The 16,337-nt window shown below is 42.3% G+C and carries 17 protein-coding genes; 1 reads left to right on the top strand and 16 read right to left on the bottom strand.

The features are described from left to right. The first annotated feature begins 22 nt into the window (after window positions 1–22). Window positions 23–1,639, top strand: a complete 1,617-nt coding sequence (locus HNR43_RS07225) for a glycoside hydrolase family 13 protein (RefSeq protein ID WP_183242564.1) — start codon at window positions 23–25, stop codon at window positions 1,637–1,639. 17 nt (window positions 1,640–1,656) lie between these two features. On the opposite strand, the gene HNR43_RS07230 is transcribed toward HNR43_RS07225, so the two are convergent. From HNR43_RS07230 to HNR43_RS07305, 16 genes are all read right to left on the bottom strand, one after another. Further along, entirely contained in the window at window positions 1,657–2,652 is a 996-nt protein-coding gene (locus HNR43_RS07230; RefSeq protein WP_183242566.1) for a potassium channel family protein, read from the bottom strand. Then, entirely contained in the window at window positions 2,649–2,855 is a 207-nt protein-coding gene (locus tag HNR43_RS14165; protein WP_183242568.1) for a uracil-DNA glycosylase, read from the bottom strand. The genes HNR43_RS07230 and HNR43_RS14165 overlap by 4 nt, the downstream gene beginning before the upstream one ends. Then, entirely contained in the window at window positions 2,830–3,504 is a 675-nt protein-coding gene (locus tag HNR43_RS07240; protein ID WP_183242570.1) for a uracil-DNA glycosylase, read from the bottom strand. Before HNR43_RS07240 ends, HNR43_RS14165 begins: the two co-directional genes overlap by 26 nt. Window positions 3,505–3,562: 58 nt before the next feature. Continuing rightward, a complete protein-coding gene (locus HNR43_RS07245; RefSeq protein ID WP_183242572.1) occupies window positions 3,563–4,945 on the bottom strand; it encodes a glycine--tRNA ligase in 1,383 nt (460 codons plus the stop codon). Window positions 4,946–5,291: 346 nt separating this feature from the next. Further along, a complete protein-coding gene (gene ahpF, locus HNR43_RS07250; protein WP_183242574.1) occupies window positions 5,292–6,821 on the bottom strand; it encodes an alkyl hydroperoxide reductase subunit F in 1,530 nt (509 codons plus the stop codon). Between the two features lie 14 nt (window positions 6,822–6,835). Continuing rightward, a complete protein-coding gene (ahpC, locus tag HNR43_RS07255) occupies window positions 6,836–7,399 on the bottom strand; it encodes an alkyl hydroperoxide reductase subunit C (RefSeq protein WP_183242576.1) in 564 nt (187 codons plus the stop codon). Between the two features lie 237 nt (window positions 7,400–7,636). Then, on the bottom strand, window positions 7,637–7,870 hold the full coding sequence (locus HNR43_RS07260) for a hypothetical protein (protein WP_183242578.1): 234 nt from the start codon (window positions 7,868–7,870) through the stop codon (window positions 7,637–7,639). 10 nt (window positions 7,871–7,880) lie between these two features. Next, window positions 7,881–8,696, bottom strand: a complete 816-nt coding sequence (locus tag HNR43_RS07265; protein ID WP_183242580.1) for a glycosyltransferase family 2 protein — start codon at window positions 8,694–8,696, stop codon at window positions 7,881–7,883. Window positions 8,697–8,759: 63 nt separating this feature from the next. Next, a complete protein-coding gene (locus tag HNR43_RS07270; protein ID WP_183242582.1) occupies window positions 8,760–9,956 on the bottom strand; it encodes an MFS transporter in 1,197 nt (398 codons plus the stop codon). A 161-nt stretch (window positions 9,957–10,117) separates the two neighbouring features. Continuing rightward, window positions 10,118–11,293, bottom strand: a complete 1,176-nt coding sequence (locus tag HNR43_RS07275; protein ID WP_183242584.1) for an RNA-guided endonuclease InsQ/TnpB family protein — start codon at window positions 11,291–11,293, stop codon at window positions 10,118–10,120. Window positions 11,294–11,485: 192 nt separating this feature from the next. Continuing rightward, on the bottom strand, window positions 11,486–11,881 hold the full coding sequence (locus HNR43_RS07280) for a cytidine deaminase (RefSeq protein ID WP_006321049.1): 396 nt from the start codon (window positions 11,879–11,881) through the stop codon (window positions 11,486–11,488). Between the two features lie 25 nt (window positions 11,882–11,906). Further along, window positions 11,907–12,077, bottom strand: coding sequence for a XapX domain-containing protein (locus HNR43_RS07285; protein WP_003397112.1), 171 nt, complete (start codon window positions 12,075–12,077; stop codon window positions 11,907–11,909). A gap of 15 nt (window positions 12,078–12,092) precedes the next feature. Then, the gene (gene deoC, locus HNR43_RS07290; RefSeq protein WP_425486529.1) at window positions 12,093–12,761 is read right to left on the bottom strand and encodes a deoxyribose-phosphate aldolase; all 669 of its coding nucleotides are present in this window, start codon (window positions 12,759–12,761) and stop codon (window positions 12,093–12,095) included. 51 nt (window positions 12,762–12,812) lie between these two features. Beyond that, window positions 12,813–14,027, bottom strand: a complete 1,215-nt coding sequence (locus tag HNR43_RS07295) for a NupC/NupG family nucleoside CNT transporter (RefSeq protein WP_183242588.1) — start codon at window positions 14,025–14,027, stop codon at window positions 12,813–12,815. A gap of 177 nt (window positions 14,028–14,204) precedes the next feature. Further along, window positions 14,205–15,146 carry a DNA-binding transcriptional repressor DeoR gene (gene deoR / locus HNR43_RS07300; protein ID WP_183242590.1) on the bottom strand — a complete coding sequence of 314 codons (942 nt, stop codon included), beginning with the start codon at window positions 15,144–15,146 and terminating at the stop codon, window positions 14,205–14,207. Between the two features lie 128 nt (window positions 15,147–15,274). Further along, complete coding sequence (locus tag HNR43_RS07305) at window positions 15,275–16,240, bottom strand: aminoimidazole riboside kinase (RefSeq protein WP_183242592.1); 966 nt, start codon at window positions 16,238–16,240, stop codon at window positions 15,275–15,277. Window positions 16,241–16,337 lie beyond the last annotated feature (97 nt).

Here is a 16,337-nt window from a genome sequence, read left to right on the forward strand (position 1 = left end):
TTTAAAAAAGGAGTGACAACGAATGAAACGGACATGGTGGAAAGAAGCGGTTGTATATCAAGTATATTGGCGCAGCTTTTTTGACTCAAACGGTGATGGGTATGGTGACTTAGAAGGACTGATTCAAAAGCTGGATTACATTCGCGACTTAGGGGTCGATGTCATTTGGCTCAATCCGTGCTATGAGTCCCCAGATAAAGATAACGGATACGACATTTCTGATTACTATCGCATCATGGATAAAGCGGGGGATATGGCGACATTTGACCGCTTGCTGCATGAAGTACATAAACGTGGAATGAAGCTAATTATGGATCTTGTCGTGAATCATACATCTGATCAACATCCTTGGTTTATTGAGTCTCGTTCATCAAAAGACAATCCGAAACGCGATTGGTACATATGGCGCGACAAGCCGAATAACTGGCGTTCATACTTTACACCATCGGCTTGGGAATATGATGAACAAACAGGGCAATATTATTTCCATTCGTTTGCGGTAGAACAACCAGATTTAAATTGGGAAAACGAAGAAGTTCGTGAAGAAATTTACAAAATGATGCGTTTTTGGTTAGATAAAGGCATTGACGGGTTCCGCTTAGATGCCATTGCTTTGCTTGCCAAACCTGAAGGATTTCCTGATGCCGAAAATCCATATGACATTCGTTATTTAACGAACAACCCGGGCGTGCACGATTATTTACAAGAAATGAATGAGAAAGTGTTAAAGCATTATGACATTTTCACTGTCGGGGAAGTCGCTTTCGTGTCACCAGAGGAAGGTTTAAAATATGTCGGGGAAGATCGAAACGAGCTACATACCCTTTTCCATTTTGAAGTGTGCGACGAAATGCCGACATGGGATCCGATTCGCTTTAAACAAATTCAAAAGCGTTGGTATGAAGGTTTGTGGGGAAAAGGATGGAACTCGCAGTTTTTAAACAATCACGACCACACGCGACAAGTGACGCGCTACGGAAACGACAAACAGTTTCGTGTTGAATCAGCAAAACTGCTCGCGACGCTCGTGCATACGTTGCCTGGAACGCCGTACATTTATCAAGGGGAAGAAATCGGTATGACGGGCGTCAAATTTGACTCAATCGATGACTATAACGACATTGCGATGAAAAATAAATATGCCGAGGAAGTCGCCAAAGGTCGCGATCCGAAAGAAGTACTTGAAAGCTTGCAGCTATTAAGTCGCGATAACTCGCGCACACCGATGCAATGGGACGATAGCGAACATGCAGGATTTACGACGGGAACACCTTGGCTAAAAGTGAACCCGAATTATAAAGAAATTAACGTCAAACAAGCGTTAGCAGATCCGAACTCGGTGTATTATTACTATAAAAAGCTCATTCAATTACGTAAACAAAATTCGGTTATGGTGTACGGAACGTTCCGCGATTTTTCAGAAAATGATCCGTACATTTACGCCTACACACGTGAACTTGATGACATTCGTTGGCTTATCGTCTTAAATCATTGTGATAACGACAACGTATATGAATTGCCAGAAGAGCTTGCTTCGGCTCACCGTCGTCTCTTGCTTGGCAACTATACAGACGTAAAAGAAGAAGGCGCAACGCTTCATATGCGTCCGCATGAGGCAAGAATTTATGCACTACAATAAGCAGCCATATCGGCTGCTTACTTTTTATTTACCGCCTGTTCAAACACTTCTAATGCCTGTTTCGCACCGAATACAATGATGACATCCTCAGCACAAAATCTTTCCTCTGGTGCCGGGTTTCCAATAATTTTATTTTTACGTTGAATAGCAATAATCGTCACGCGAAAACGCGTACGTACCGCTTGATCGCGCATAGACGTCCCGACAAACGAAGAATGCGATTCAATCGTAATTTCTTCAATCGCGTACTGTTCGGCACGATCGTGAAAAATCGTATCGACATAATCGACACTCACCGGCTTTAACATCGTCATCGCCATGCGCCGACCGCTCAAAAATGCTGGGTTAATGACTTTATCCGCACCCGCACGTCGCAATTTTTCCTCTGATTCCGTTCGCTCGGCGCGCGCGACAACTTGGATGTTAGGATTCAGTCCTTTTGCCGTTAAAGAAATAAAGACGTTATCCGCATCAGAAGGCAATGCCGCAACTAGTCCCGCTGCACGCTCAATGCCCGCAGCAATTAACACATCATCTTCTGTCGCATCCCCCTCAACGTACGGAATCGGGTCGCCCATCTCCTCAAGCCCGTCTATATTCCGTTCGATGACAACGACAGGTGTACCGTTTTTGACAAGCTCACGTACGACTTGTTCGCCAACACGACCGAACCCGCATACGATAATATGGTTTGTCATCGCTTCAATCTTCTTTTTCATTTTTCGCCTCCGCACCGTTTTCGAAAATTCTCCTTCCATCATCATCGAGGCAACCGCCCCTGTTGCGTATGTCACGATACTAATACCGACGGGAATAATGATCAGTGCAAACATTTTCCCATAAAACGTTTGTGGAACTGTATCACCATAGCCGACCGTCAAAATCGTAACAACCGTCAACCAAAGCGCATCAAAAAACGTTAATTGTTCAGAAAACATAAACCCTACCGTTCCTGCGATAATAGCGACGATCATCGCGACGACGGAAACGACGATAGAGCGCGACGAACTCATCCGTTTCTCCCCTTATGTTCTTTTTTTATAAACTTCATGCAAGGCATACCTGATGATTGCTTAACGACAATAGACGGCAACATTGCGCTTTTAAAACCGAACGCGCGACAGCCACGCGGCGATTGCGCATCCCATGTGATATAAAAATGTTTGCATTCATAACAATTGACACGCGTATTAAATGTTTTCGATTTGCCAATCAATCGGCTCTCTCCCTGTCTGTTGTAAAAAAGCGTTTGTTTTTGAAAACGGACGGCTACCGAAAAAACCTCGCGCGGCGGAAAACGGACTTGGATGCGGTGCTTCAATCATGTAATGATGCTCATTCGTGATAAGCGATTTTTTTGCTTGCGCATGACGTCCCCATAAAATAAAGACGACAGGCTCATCCTTTTCATTTACAAGCTCAATGACGCGGTCCGTAAAATGCTCCCATCCTTTTCCTTTATGCGAATTTGCTTCTCCACGTCGCACTGTTAATACGGTATTTAACAGTAGTACCCCTTGCTTTGCCCATTTTAATAAATAACCGTTGTTTGGAATATAGCAACCAAGGTCATCTTGTAACTCTTTAAAAATGTTTAATAACGATGGTGGCAAAGCAACACCTGGTTTGACGGAAAAACTTAATCCGTGCGCTTGATTTGGCCCGTGATATGGGTCTTGTCCTAAGATGACGACTTTGACATCTGCATATGAAGTATAATGAAGGGCATTAAAAATGTCGTGCATATCGGGATAAATTGTTTTTGTACGATATTCTTCTTTTAAAAACTGGCGCAACTTCAAATAATAAGGTTTTTGAAACTCCTCTTCTAATAATGGGGCCCAATCGTTTTTTAATATGCTCATCGTCGCACTCCTTTCTAATACAAAGGCTACCCTACTACATAGGATAGCCTGTTTTCGTTTAAAACTGAATTTTTTCTTCTAAGAAGCTTTTTAATTCCGCAATTGGAATGCGCGTTTGCTCCATCGTATCGCGGTCGCGTACAGTTACCATTTGGTCTTGTTCCGAATCAAAGTCATACGTAATACAGAACGGTGTGCCAATTTCATCTTGGCGGCGATAACGTTTACCGATTGATCCAGACTCATCGTAATCAACCATAAAGTGTTGTGAAAGTTGTTCAAAGATCGCACGTGCACCTTCTGATAACTTTTTCGATAACGGTAATACAGCTGCCTTATATGGTGCTAATGCCGGATGAAGATGCATCACAGTGCGCGTTGTGCCGTCTGCCAATTGTTCTTCTTCGTACGCATCAATCATAAATGCAAGCGTCACACGATCTGCACCGAGTGAAGGTTCAATGCAATACGGAATGAATCGTTCATTCGTTTCTTGATCAAGGTAATGGAAGTCTTCGCCTGAATATTCCATATGACGACGTAAATCATAATCGGTACGTGATGCAATGCCCCATAGCTCGCCCCAACCGAATGGGAATTTATATTCAATATCTGTTGTCGCGTTGCTGTAGTGAGACAGTTCGTCTTCGGAATGATCGCGCAAACGAATGTTTTCTCGCTTCATACCAAGCGATAAAAGCCATTGTTCGCAATATTGTTTCCAATAACTAAACCACTGCAACTCTTCTCCTGGCTTGCAGAAAAATTCAAGCTCCATTTGTTCAAATTCGCGTGTGCGGAACGTAAAGTTTCCTGGTGTAATTTCGTTACGAAAACTTTTTCCAATTTGCGCAATACCAAACGGCAATTTTTTACGCATCGTCCGTTGCACGTTTTTAAAGTTGACAAAAATACCTTGTGCCGTTTCAGGACGAAGATAAATTTCGTTTGCACTCGATTCCGTCACACCTTGGAACGTTTTAAACATTAAGTTAAATTGACGAATGTTCGTAAAGTCGCGACTACCACAATCTGGACAAGCAATGTCGTGTTCTTGAATGAGCTGCTCCATTTTTTCAAACGGAAGCCCATCGACAACCATTTCAATGCCTTTCGCTTCAAGCGCGCTTTCAATTAACTTATCCGCCCGATGACGCGCTTTACATTGCTTACAGTCGATCATCGGATCGTTAAAGTTTCCTAAATGACCTGACGCTTCCCACGTGCGTGGGTTCATTAAAATCGCCGCATCTAAGCCAACGTTATATGGCGATTGTTGAACGAACTTTTTCCACCATGCACGTTTAATGTTGTTTTTCAACTCTGTCCCTAACGGACCGTAATCCCACGTATTTGCTAATCCGCCGTAAATTTCTGAGCCAGGAAAAACAAAACCACGATGTTTCGCGTGTGCTACAATTTGATCCATCGTTACTGACATCTTTCATCCTCCTTTTTGTCAAATGTAAACAAAAAACGCTCTCATCCTTAGGCCTTTCGCCTAGGGACGAGAGCGTAACTCCCGCGGTTCCACCCTAGTTGATGCGTAGCGCATCCACTTTTGCGTGAAGCAACTCCAGACTGCCGTTTCACTAAGTGTCTTTGCTAGGCTTCCACCATCCCTAGCTCGCTACAAAAGAACAACCTTAGCTACTATCCATCTTTCATCGTTGCACCTGTATTTCATTTGGTTGATATTGTATCAAACTAAATTAGGAGAGTCAAGAGGAGGGGGGAAAACAAAACTCGCTTTACTATCATGAAGTAAAGCGAGTTAAGAGGTTATATTAATTTCGAATTAAGTAGTCAAACGCTCCTAAAGAAGCTGTTGCGCCTGAGCCCATCGAAATGATAATCTGTTTATATGCGCTATCTGTACAATCGCCAGCAGCGAAGACGCCAGGAACGTTTGTCGCACCGCGCTTATCGACGATAATTTCACCAAAGCGATTGCGTTCTACCGTTCCTTCTAACCATTCTGTATTCGGCACAAGACCGATTTGCACGAATACACCTTGGAGTTCAATATGGTGCTCTTCGCCTGTTGCGCGATCAATATATGTGAGACCGTTCACTTTATCTGTACCTGTAATTTCTTTCGTCTGTGCATTTTTAATGACCGTGACGTTCGGTAAGCTGTACAAACGATCTTGCAACACTGCGTCTGCTTTTAATTCTGGTGCAAATTCAAGAACCGTCACATGCTTAGCAATTCCCGCCAAGTCAATTGCCGCTTCGACGCCAGAGTTTCCACCGCCGATAACCGCAACATCTTTTCCTTCGAATAACGGACCGTCACAATGCGGGCAGTAAGCGACTCCTTTATTTTTAAACTCCGCTTCACCCGGAACGCCGAGATTACGCCAGCGTGCACCTGTGGCAATAATGACCGCTTTACTTTTTAAAACCGCACCGTTTTCAAGCTCTACTTCAATAAGCTCTTTCTTTTCTAACCGCTTCGCGCGTTGCAAGTTCATAATGTCGACGTTGTAATGTTTCACATGTTCCTCAAGACTTGCGGCAAGCTTCGGACCTTCTGTATATTTCACACTAATGAAGTTTTCAATGCCTAACGTATCTAAAATTTGGCCGCCAAAGCGTTCTGCAACGATTCCTGTACGAATGCCTTTACGCGCCGCATAAATCGCTGCTGTTGCGCCAGCAGGACCTCCACCGATGACGAGCACATCAAATGGGTCTTTGTCCGCAAAAACAGAAGCATCTGGCGTACTTCCTAACTTCGCAAGAATTTCCTCAAGCGACATCCGACCGCTTGCGAACGGTTCGCCATTTAAAAAGACCGTCGGCACCGCCATGACGTCTTTTTGTTCAACTTCTTCCTTAAATGCTGCCCCATCAATCATCGTATGGGAGACATTCGGATTTAATACGCTCATAACGTTTAATGCTTGCACGACATCCGGACAATTATGGCACGTTAAGCTGACGTATGTTTCAAAACGATACGTCCCTTTTAAATGTTTGATTTGTTCAATGACCGCTTGATCCACTTTTGGTGGTCTTCCACTCACTTGAAGCAATGCAAGCACAAGAGAAGTAAATTCATGTCCTAAAGGCACGCCCGCAAATACAACGCCTGTTTCTTCACCAACACGATTAATGCTAAAACTTGGCGTTCTCTCTAGCGTTGTCTTTTCTACTTTGATTTTCGATGACATTGTGGCGAGTTCATCGACTAAAGCAAGCATATCGCGGGAAACTTCATCGTCTCCCGCGCTTACTTTTAACACAATGTCATTTTCCATCAATTGTAGATATTGGGCGAGCTGTGCTTTAATTTCCGCATCCAATATCATTTACATAAGCCTCCTTAAATTTTACCTACAAGGTCAAGGCTTGGCTTAAGCGTTTTGCCACCTTCTTGCCATTTTGCTGGGCATACTTCACCAGGGTTGTTGCGCACGTATTGTGCCGCTTTAATTTTATTTACGATTGTGCTTGCATCGCGACCGATGCCGTCAGCGTTAATTTCAACCGCTTGAATGACGCCATCTGGATCGATGATGAACGTACCGCGTTGTGCAAGACCTGTCTCTTCATCAAGCACTTCAAACATGCGTGATAATTTTTGTGAAGGGTCACCGATCATCACATATTCGATTTTGCTGATTGCTGGTGAATGGTCATGCCATGCTTTATGTGTGAAATGTGTATCTGTTGAAACAGAGTATACTTCAACACCAAGCTCTTTTAACTTTGGATATTCGTTTTGTAAATCTTCTAACTCAGTTGGGCAAACGAATGTAAAGTCCGCTGGATAGAAGCAAACAACGCTCCATTTTCCTTTTAAGTTCTCTTCTGTCACCTCGATGAAATCTCCGTTATGAAACGCCATCGCCTTAAATGGTTGTACTTGTTTTCCTACTAATGGCATTGTGAATCATCCTCCTGCTTCATTTTTTTTGCATGTTAGTAGTATGCTACAGTCATACGAAAAATATGACTGAAAGCGAAATTAAATTATAACAATTACAATTCGATATAAATTATCATATAGGAATGTTTATTTGTCAAGTAGAAACTATCGAACCATCTTAGTTTTTCGACACATTTCTTCTTTATCCCTTTTTCTATAAACAAAAAACAGAGCCTTCGCAAAGACTCTGCTCTCTCATTGTATAAAGATAAAACAAAGCAAAATAAGTACATTAAGTAATAATGCAACGGCAAAAAGCCACTTTTGTTTCCTTTTTTTCTTCACCATATATTCTACACATGCGACCGTCCCGAAAGCGAAACAAACAAACGAAAAAAATAATGCGATTCGCCCATGAAACACATGTCGAACAAGAAGCGGTGAAAACAAAAGTAAAATAAATAATTGCTGAACGCTCCACCAATACATTTTCCCTCTCCTAACAGTGAATAGAGTGAGCAAGTCGCGAGCGAAACGGTTCACCATCCCATATGATTTCACTTTTTGCTTTCCGTCTTTGCACTTCGGGCTCCGATAAAAGAAGCCAAAAGTTTTTCGTCGGTAAATCGCCAAGCTCGTGTTTTTCACTTAATCGGCCTAAATACATTTGCCTCGTTTCGTTCATTTGTTTCGATAAATGATCGCCTTCATTTGAAAAAGCATAGAGGACGCTCGCTGTCGATACGCGCTTGATGCGAAACTCTTTCGCCACACGTAAAAAGAAATCCCAATCCCAATAGTTATGAACGTATGGATCAAAATAGCCAATTATATCATGAATCACGCGCCGATACATGCTACCTGAAGGGACATACGTGGAAAACGAACGCATCGCTTGTAAATCACATTCATATGCAAATAAAAAACGATCTGTCGGTATGCGCATTCCGTTCTCAATACGATAATGGAAAATTTCTACGTCCGAATATACAAAATCCGCATCATTCATATTCGCAATCATTCGCTCAATATGGCACGGCAATAGTAAATCGTCATCATCACAGAGCATAATAAAATCTTCTGTCACCGCACGCACACCGATATTCCGCGCCTCAACATGCCCGACATTTTCATGCAATTGGATAATTTCAATAGGAAGCTCAGGATACGCATCAACCGCGGCCTGTACCGATGAACCCCCATCGTTGACAATAATGATTTGCGTTGGTTTATACGTTTGCTTGCTTAATGACTCTAGTAATTCTGCTAAAGGTAATAATCGGTTATATGTCGCAATGACTACAGAAACACCCAAATGAAATATCTCCTTTCAAAAGAAGAAGCTACAATGATACCATTATAGCTTCTTTTCTTATGATTATGCGAGTTCTTGTTGTTTCGTTTCTTTTCCGAGGAAAAGGACAGCAAGCGCGCCGATGAAAATGGCGATACAAAACATCGCAAAAATCATCGTGATCGACACGTTTTGTGCAACGAGATAACCGACAAGAAGCGGTCCTAAAATGCCACCGATGCGTCCGAATGAAGCAGCCATCCCTGCCCCTGTTGCTCGAATAACCGTTGGATATTGCTCTGGTGTGTATGCGTAAAGCGCTCCCCAAGCGCCGAGATTGAAAAACGATAACAATGCGCCAAATGTCATTAATGCGGTAGCTGTCTCGGCATTTCCGAAGAAATAAGCACTTAATGCAGTACCAGTTAAATAAATGATCAGTACTGCTTTTCGTCCGATCCGTTCAATTAACCATGCCACGCTAAAATAACCTGGCAATTGCGCTAACGTCATAATGAGTACGTATTCAAAGCTTTTAATTAAACTAAATCCTTTCATGACCATGACGCTCGGCAACCATAAAAACATGCCGTAATAGGAAAAGACGACCGCAAACCATAAAATCCAAAGCATTGTCGTTTGTTTTGCATACGGTTTTGCCCAAACGTCCGCAATATTTCGCCAAACGGAACGACGCTCTGTTTTTGTCGCGATAAACTTTTGTGAATCTGGTAAGTTCATGCGTAAATAAATTGCATATAGCGCTGGTACAGCTCCTAAAATGAGCGCCATTTGCCATCCATACGATGGAATAATGAAAAATGAAATGAGCGCTGCTACTAACCAACCGCCTGCCCAAAAGCTTTCCAATAAAACAACAACTTTTCCGCGCTCATGTGCAGGCACGCTTTCCGATACGAGCGTCGATGCAACCGGAAGCTCTCCACCAAGACCCATGCCAATGAAAAAGCGTAAAATTAAAAAGACCATTAACGTTGTGGCAAGCGCAGATAGACCGCTACCGATCGAAAACAATAAAAGCGTGATGATGAAAACTTGTTTTCGCCCAATGCGGTCAGCTAACAATCCAAAAACGAGCGCACCGACAGCCATGCCGATCGAGTTAATACTTCCGATCCACCCCATTTGCTCAGTCGTTAAATTCCACTCCTTCTGCAAGGCAGCCATAATAAATGAAAGCATGCCGACATCCATCGCATCAAATAGCCAACCAAGTCCTGCAATCCAAAGCAATTTGTTTTTTGATACGTCTTTACTCATGTCATCCCGTTACAGAAAACTTACAAGACTTTATAAAAAACTTATAAAAGTCTATGTTTCCTTCCTTGTTCATCGCGCCCGATTTCGCAAAAAGCTACTCTCGTTTCCTTGGCGCTCCGAAGGCTTCACTTCCCCACTAACGGATGGGTACATGTTGTGCTTTACTTGGCATAGTTTTTCAAGTTGATGCTCGCGTTGAGGTCGCGATCCATTTCTATCCCGCACGCTTCACAGCGATACGTCCGTTCGGATAGAGAAAGCTTCTCTTTTACATGACCGCAACAGCTACACTTTTTGCTTGACGGATAAAAACGATCCGCCACGATCAACTCGATCCCATGCCATGCACATTTGTACGTCATTTGCCGCTTGAACTCGTGGAATGTTTGTTGTTGAATCGCTTTCGATAGCTTCCGATTTTTTAACATGCCGCTTGTATTCAAGTCTTCCATCACGACATACGCTGGCTTGGTTTTCACCAACGTCGTTGTGATGTGGTGGGTATAGTTTAGCTGGGTATTTTTTAGCCTTCGGCGTTTTTTCAAAACAAGGAATTCTAGTTTCTTGATGTTTTCCGTTTTTCTGTAACGGAATTCCCCCCTTTCTGTTTGGATTTTGTTCATTTCATATTTTCGCGATATTTTTCTTTGCATTCGTTTGATTTGTTTTTCAAGCTTTTTCACTTGAGGCATGTGATGGATGTTTGGAAATGTCATCCCATTGCTGACGGTAGCGAACGATTTTACTCCCAAATCAATGCCGATGCCTTCGCTGTATGTTTCATGTTTCACTTCCGCTTCCTCTACACCGACCGTTAAAAACCAGTGAAGTCCGTCAAACACGATGCGCGGATTGACATACTTTATATTTGCACCGTGAGGAATACGATCTCTTTCAGCAAGACGGATCCAATTGAATTTCTGTCTATTTTTCTTTTTGGAAGGCGTCAGTTTCTCTAGTTTCACATGCGTGTCGGTCACTTTGATTTTGGCGGTGTCTTGATAAAAACTTGGGCGTGTTCGCTTTTTTGTTTTAAACTTCGGAAACTTCGCTCGTCCTTCAAAAAAGTTTTTGTAGGCTTGACACGCATCTTTCATTGCTTGTTTTGTAATGTTGTTTGAGAATTGATTGAGCCAACTATACTCTTTCGTTTGTTTGAGCTGCGTTAACCTTTTTCTTAATTCACCATCACTTAAAAATTGACCACCTTGTTTATCATTTTCTTGTTGTTGTGCTAATGCAAAGCTATACGCCCATCTGGCAACACCTGCGCATTGAAATAGCTTCGTCTTTTGCTTATTATTGGGCAGAAGCATGACTTTATACGTGCGAATCATCTTCTCCCAGCCCCTTTTTGACTTTTTTCACATAAAATGATCATCAGATTTTTACAAAATTTTTATAAATATTTATACATTTATCATGAACAGTCAAAAGCCTCCATTGTCAGCTGTCAAATCGCCTTCCTCATGATTATATTTCCTTTTTTGTTATGTATCAATGCAAAAAGCGTCGGGAAAAACCGACGCTTAGCGCAAATCTTCTTTTGAAAACGCTCCAGGGAGAAGTTCTTTCACTGTCGTTTCTTGCACATCGCCTTTCATATTCGCTAAAACAACAGGCATATTTGGATCACATAATTCAACAATGACTTGACGGCATGCGCCACACGGGGGAACTGGTCGCTCCGTATCCGCAACGACAGCTAACATCGCATACTCATGGTCACCTTCCGAGTATGCTTTAAATAAAGCGGTACGCTCTGCACAGTTGCATAAACCGTATGAGGCGTTTTCAATGTTGCAACCACCGTACACTTTTCCGTCTTTCGTTAATAGCGCTGCTCCCACTTTAAACTTTGAATACGGAACGTACGCCCGCTCTCTCGCTTGTTTTGCCGCTTCAATTAACTGTTGTTTATTCATTGTTGATCATCCCTTCTTGGGCTGTTTAATTAAAAAACGTCTTCATTAACCAATCTGCAACAACGCCACCTAAATATACGCCAAATACGCCCATCATTCCTGCTAATACAGGCGGAGCTGGCAACGGCAGACGTAAAAACTTAAATAAAATCCCAACGACAAGCCCAGCAAGTAAGCTAAGTAATACTTCTTTCATATGTGGACGCCTCCATTAATATGCTTCGTTTGACGTTGTTCCGTCCATAATTGCTGGTCCAGAGCTTGTACCGATGCGATTTGCCCCCGCTTCAATCATCGCTTTTGCATCCGCTGCACTACGTACACCACCAGATGCTTTTACACCAACGTTTGGACCAACTGTTTTGCGCATTAATGCGACATCTTCAACTGTTGCCCCACCGCTTGCAAATCCTGTTGATGTTTTTACAAAATCCGCACCAGCACGAACAGCAATCTCGCATGCGCGCACTTTTTCTTCATCTGTCAACAACGCTGTCTCGATAATGACCTTCGTTAAGGCTTTTCCTTTTGCTGCCTCCACGACGGCACGAATGTCACGCTCTACAAGCTCATCATCACCATCTTTTAACGCACCAATGTTAATAACCATATCGACTTCTTGCGCGCCGTTTTCGATCGCTTGTTTTGTTTCAAACGCTTTTACTTCTGGTGTTGTTGCTCCTAAAGGAAAGCCGATTACTGTACATACTTTTACTTTTGTTCCTTGCAAACGTTCAGCAACAAATTTCACCCACGTTGGATTAACACATACAGATGCAAATTCGTACTTTTTCGCTTCTTCCACTAATTTTTCAATTTGCGCTTTCGTTGTTTCTGGTTTTAATAACGTATGATCGATCATGCTAGCAATGTTCATCATGTATTCCTCCTTAAAATTTGATGTGATTGAAGCGTACGAGGCGCTTCGTCGTTAAATAAACATTCCTGCGATGGATGCGCTTAACAATGACGCAAGCATACCAGCGAGGACGGCTTTTAAACCCATGCGCGCAATGTCGCTGCGACGATTTGGCGCTAAGCTTCCTAACCCACCAAGCAAAATACCCATCGAAGAAATATTAGCAAATCCACATAGCGCAAAGCTAACGATCGCTACCGTTTTTGCTGATAAGTCTGGAATTTGTGGCGCAAACGATGAATAAGCAACAAACTCGTTTAAAATTAATTTTTGGCCGATAAATCCACCAGCTGTCACCGCTTCAGACCAAGGTACACCGATTGCAAATGCAAGAGGAGCAAATACGAATCCTAAAATTTTTTGAAGTGTTAAACCATCATAGTTAAACAAACTTCCGATTCCGCTAAGCAATCCGTTAATTAACGCAATAAGGGCGATAAATGCTAACAACATTGCACCGATATTTAATGCTAACTTTAAGCCATCACTTGCTCCGCGCGCAGCCGCGTCGATGACGTTTGTTGATTCTTCGTCTTTTTCCATTTCAAAATGTTCATCTTCTTTAATCGGCTCTGTTTCTGGCACAATCATTTTCGCCATGACTAATCCTGCTGGCGCTGCCATGAAACTTGCCGCAAGTAAATATTCAAGCGGAACACCTAAAAGCGAGTAACCAACGAGCACAGAACCAGCAACAGATGCTAACCCTCCTGTCATGACCGCAAACAGTTCAGATTGTGTCATTTTTGATAAATACGGACGAATGACAAGCGGTGCTTCTGTTTGACCAACAAAAATGTTCGCTGCTGCTGACATCGACTCCGCTTTACTCGTTCCGAGCAATTTGGCAAGCGGACCACCGATCATTTTAATGATCCACTGCATGACACCGATATAGTAAAGAACAGAAATTAACGCAGAGAAGAAAATGACGACCGGCAGCACTTGGAACGCAAACACAAATCCAATTCCTTTTGCCGCAAACACACCACCGAACAAAAAGTTAATTCCTTCGTTCGCATAGTTAATAATGTTTGTGATGCCATTTGTCAGCCACTGTAAGGCCGCTTTCCCCGCTTCCCATTTTAAAACGATAAACGCAAAAGCGACTTGAATCGCAAGACCACCTAAAATCGTTCGCGGATTAATCGCTTTGCGATTGTTTGAAGAAAGAAAAGCGATCCCAAGGACAACAGAGATACCAACAAGTCCCCAAACGATATTCATGTTGCACACTCCTATAAGTTGAATTTTTGATTACGTAATCAATATAACAGGAAAACGAACATATGTAAACGTTAACATGAACAAATGTTAAAGAAAATTCATGGTTTCGCTAAATCTTTCTTCCTTTTTACAATAAATAAAGGGGGCTTTTCTTCTTTTCCCCCATTTATCTTTTCTTTATTCTTTTTCTAACAAACATTCAGCAGTAAATTGATCGGTCACTAATACGTTCGCATACTTTCCTTTTAACGCACCGTATATACCAGCGACTTTATGAATACCTCCTGCGATCACAATCGAGTATTCTTTCTTTTTTAATTCCTCTAACTCAATGCCGAGCGTGCGCGCATTTAACTCCTCACTACATAGTTTTCCATTTTGATCAAAAAAACGTGAACAAATGTCACCAGCAGCTTTTGAATAAATTGTTTGCAAATCTTCCTCTGTAAAATAACCGAGTTGAAACAATAACGACTCTGATTTAATTGGTCCGATCGTAAAGACAGCGATATTCGCTTGGCGTCCTAGATCGAGAATTTTACGAATGTGGCGGTCAGCCTCCATCGCTTGTTTCACAACGACATGATCAACGATCGCAGGTAGCGGCAAATGATGCACTGTTGCGTTGAATGCGCTTCCAAACAAATGCAAAATATCAGAGGCAAACGTATTCGTTTCTGATAAGCTGACGCCACCTTTTAATTGTACAACTTTCACGTCTTTGACATGTTTATGTTTCAGTTGTAATGCGACGTGATATAACGTCGTTCCCCATGTGACACCGATAATATCGCCATCTTTGACAATCGAACGTAAGTATTCTGCCGCTTCTTTCCCTAAATATTTTTTAATAATGCCATCTTGATGTTCCGGTACAGATACAACAATTGCTTTTTTTATATTGAACTTTTGTTCAATTTGCCTTGCTAACTGTTGAATATCTTCAGCCGGATCGTTAATTTTAATTTCTACAATTCCTTCTTCTTTTGCTTGCTGTAGTAGACGCGACACCGTCGGCCGCGATACGCCAAGCTTTTTTGCAATGTCGTTTTGATTGTAGTCTAGCAAATAATACAATTTCGCTGCTTCAACGACTTTTTTTAGCTTATCTTGCTCCATCGCTTCATCACCTTTTATTTATGAATGAAAAAGGAGCAACCTTCCATATTTGAAGGAATACTCCCTTTTGTTTCATCATACGAAAAAAACTGAACATTTGACAAGAAAAAGTTTTAACATAATTTCTATTATTTCAACCAACCTTCACATAAAATGTGCTCGACTTCACTGAGTGTTGGCAGCGCTGTCATTGCTCCTTTTGTTGATGCAGCTAGCGCTCCCGAAACACTTGCAAAGCGCGTCATTTGTTCAACTTCCGAAAGCGATAGAGAATCCATTGTGCCTTCTCTTTCATGTAAGCAATACAGCATCCCGGAAACGAAAGCATCACCCGCCCCTGTCGTATCAACCGCCTCTACTTTAAGCGCTGGCGTAAATACAGACCCTTCTTTCGTAAACGCATAACTACCGTTTTCCCCTAGCGTGACGACAATGAGCGGAATGTTGTAGGAAGCAAGGGCATCTACACCTTTTTGTATATCTCTCTCCCCTGTAATAAACGTCAATTCCTCTTCAGAAATTTTAAGCACATCCGCTTCTCGTAACATCGATATAATCATTTCACGAGCTTGTTGTTCACTTTCCCATAAACCGAGACGTAAATTCGGATCATACGAGACAATCATTCCGTTTTCCTTAGCTAGCATGACAGCTCGCTTTGTTGCGTTGCGTGCTGGTTCGCTAATCAATGAGATCGAACCAAAATGGAGAATGCGATGTGTATGAAATAGCGATTCATCTATTTCTTCTTCGCGTAAAAAGCGATCGGCACTCGGATTAATGTAAAAGTCAAAGCTTCGTTCCCCATTTTCCGCTAGCGTTACAAAAACGACACCTGTACGAACATCATCACTAAATTGAAGCCAAGTCGTATTTACACCGTATTTATCAAGCGTTTCTTTTAAAAAGACACCGAGTACATCTCGGCCCACTTTCCCTAGAAACGTCGATGGCGCACCCAACCGCGCGACACCAACCGCGACATTCGCTGGCGCTCCTCCTGGGCTTTTTTGATACGCAAGATTTGTTTCATCAAGTGGAATAAAATCAATTAACGCTTCACCAAGACTAATAACTCCTTGCTTCATCGTCATCCCTCCCATTCCATCGTAATACGTTCCATCATACAAATGCAACGCACAACAATAAAACGTGCTACAATAATCATAAGACAACATACGAAACGGAGTG

The organism is Anoxybacillus mongoliensis (assembly GCF_014201515.1).
Taxonomy (GTDB): Bacteria; Bacillota; Bacilli; order Bacillales; family Anoxybacillaceae; genus Anoxybacillus; species Anoxybacillus mongoliensis.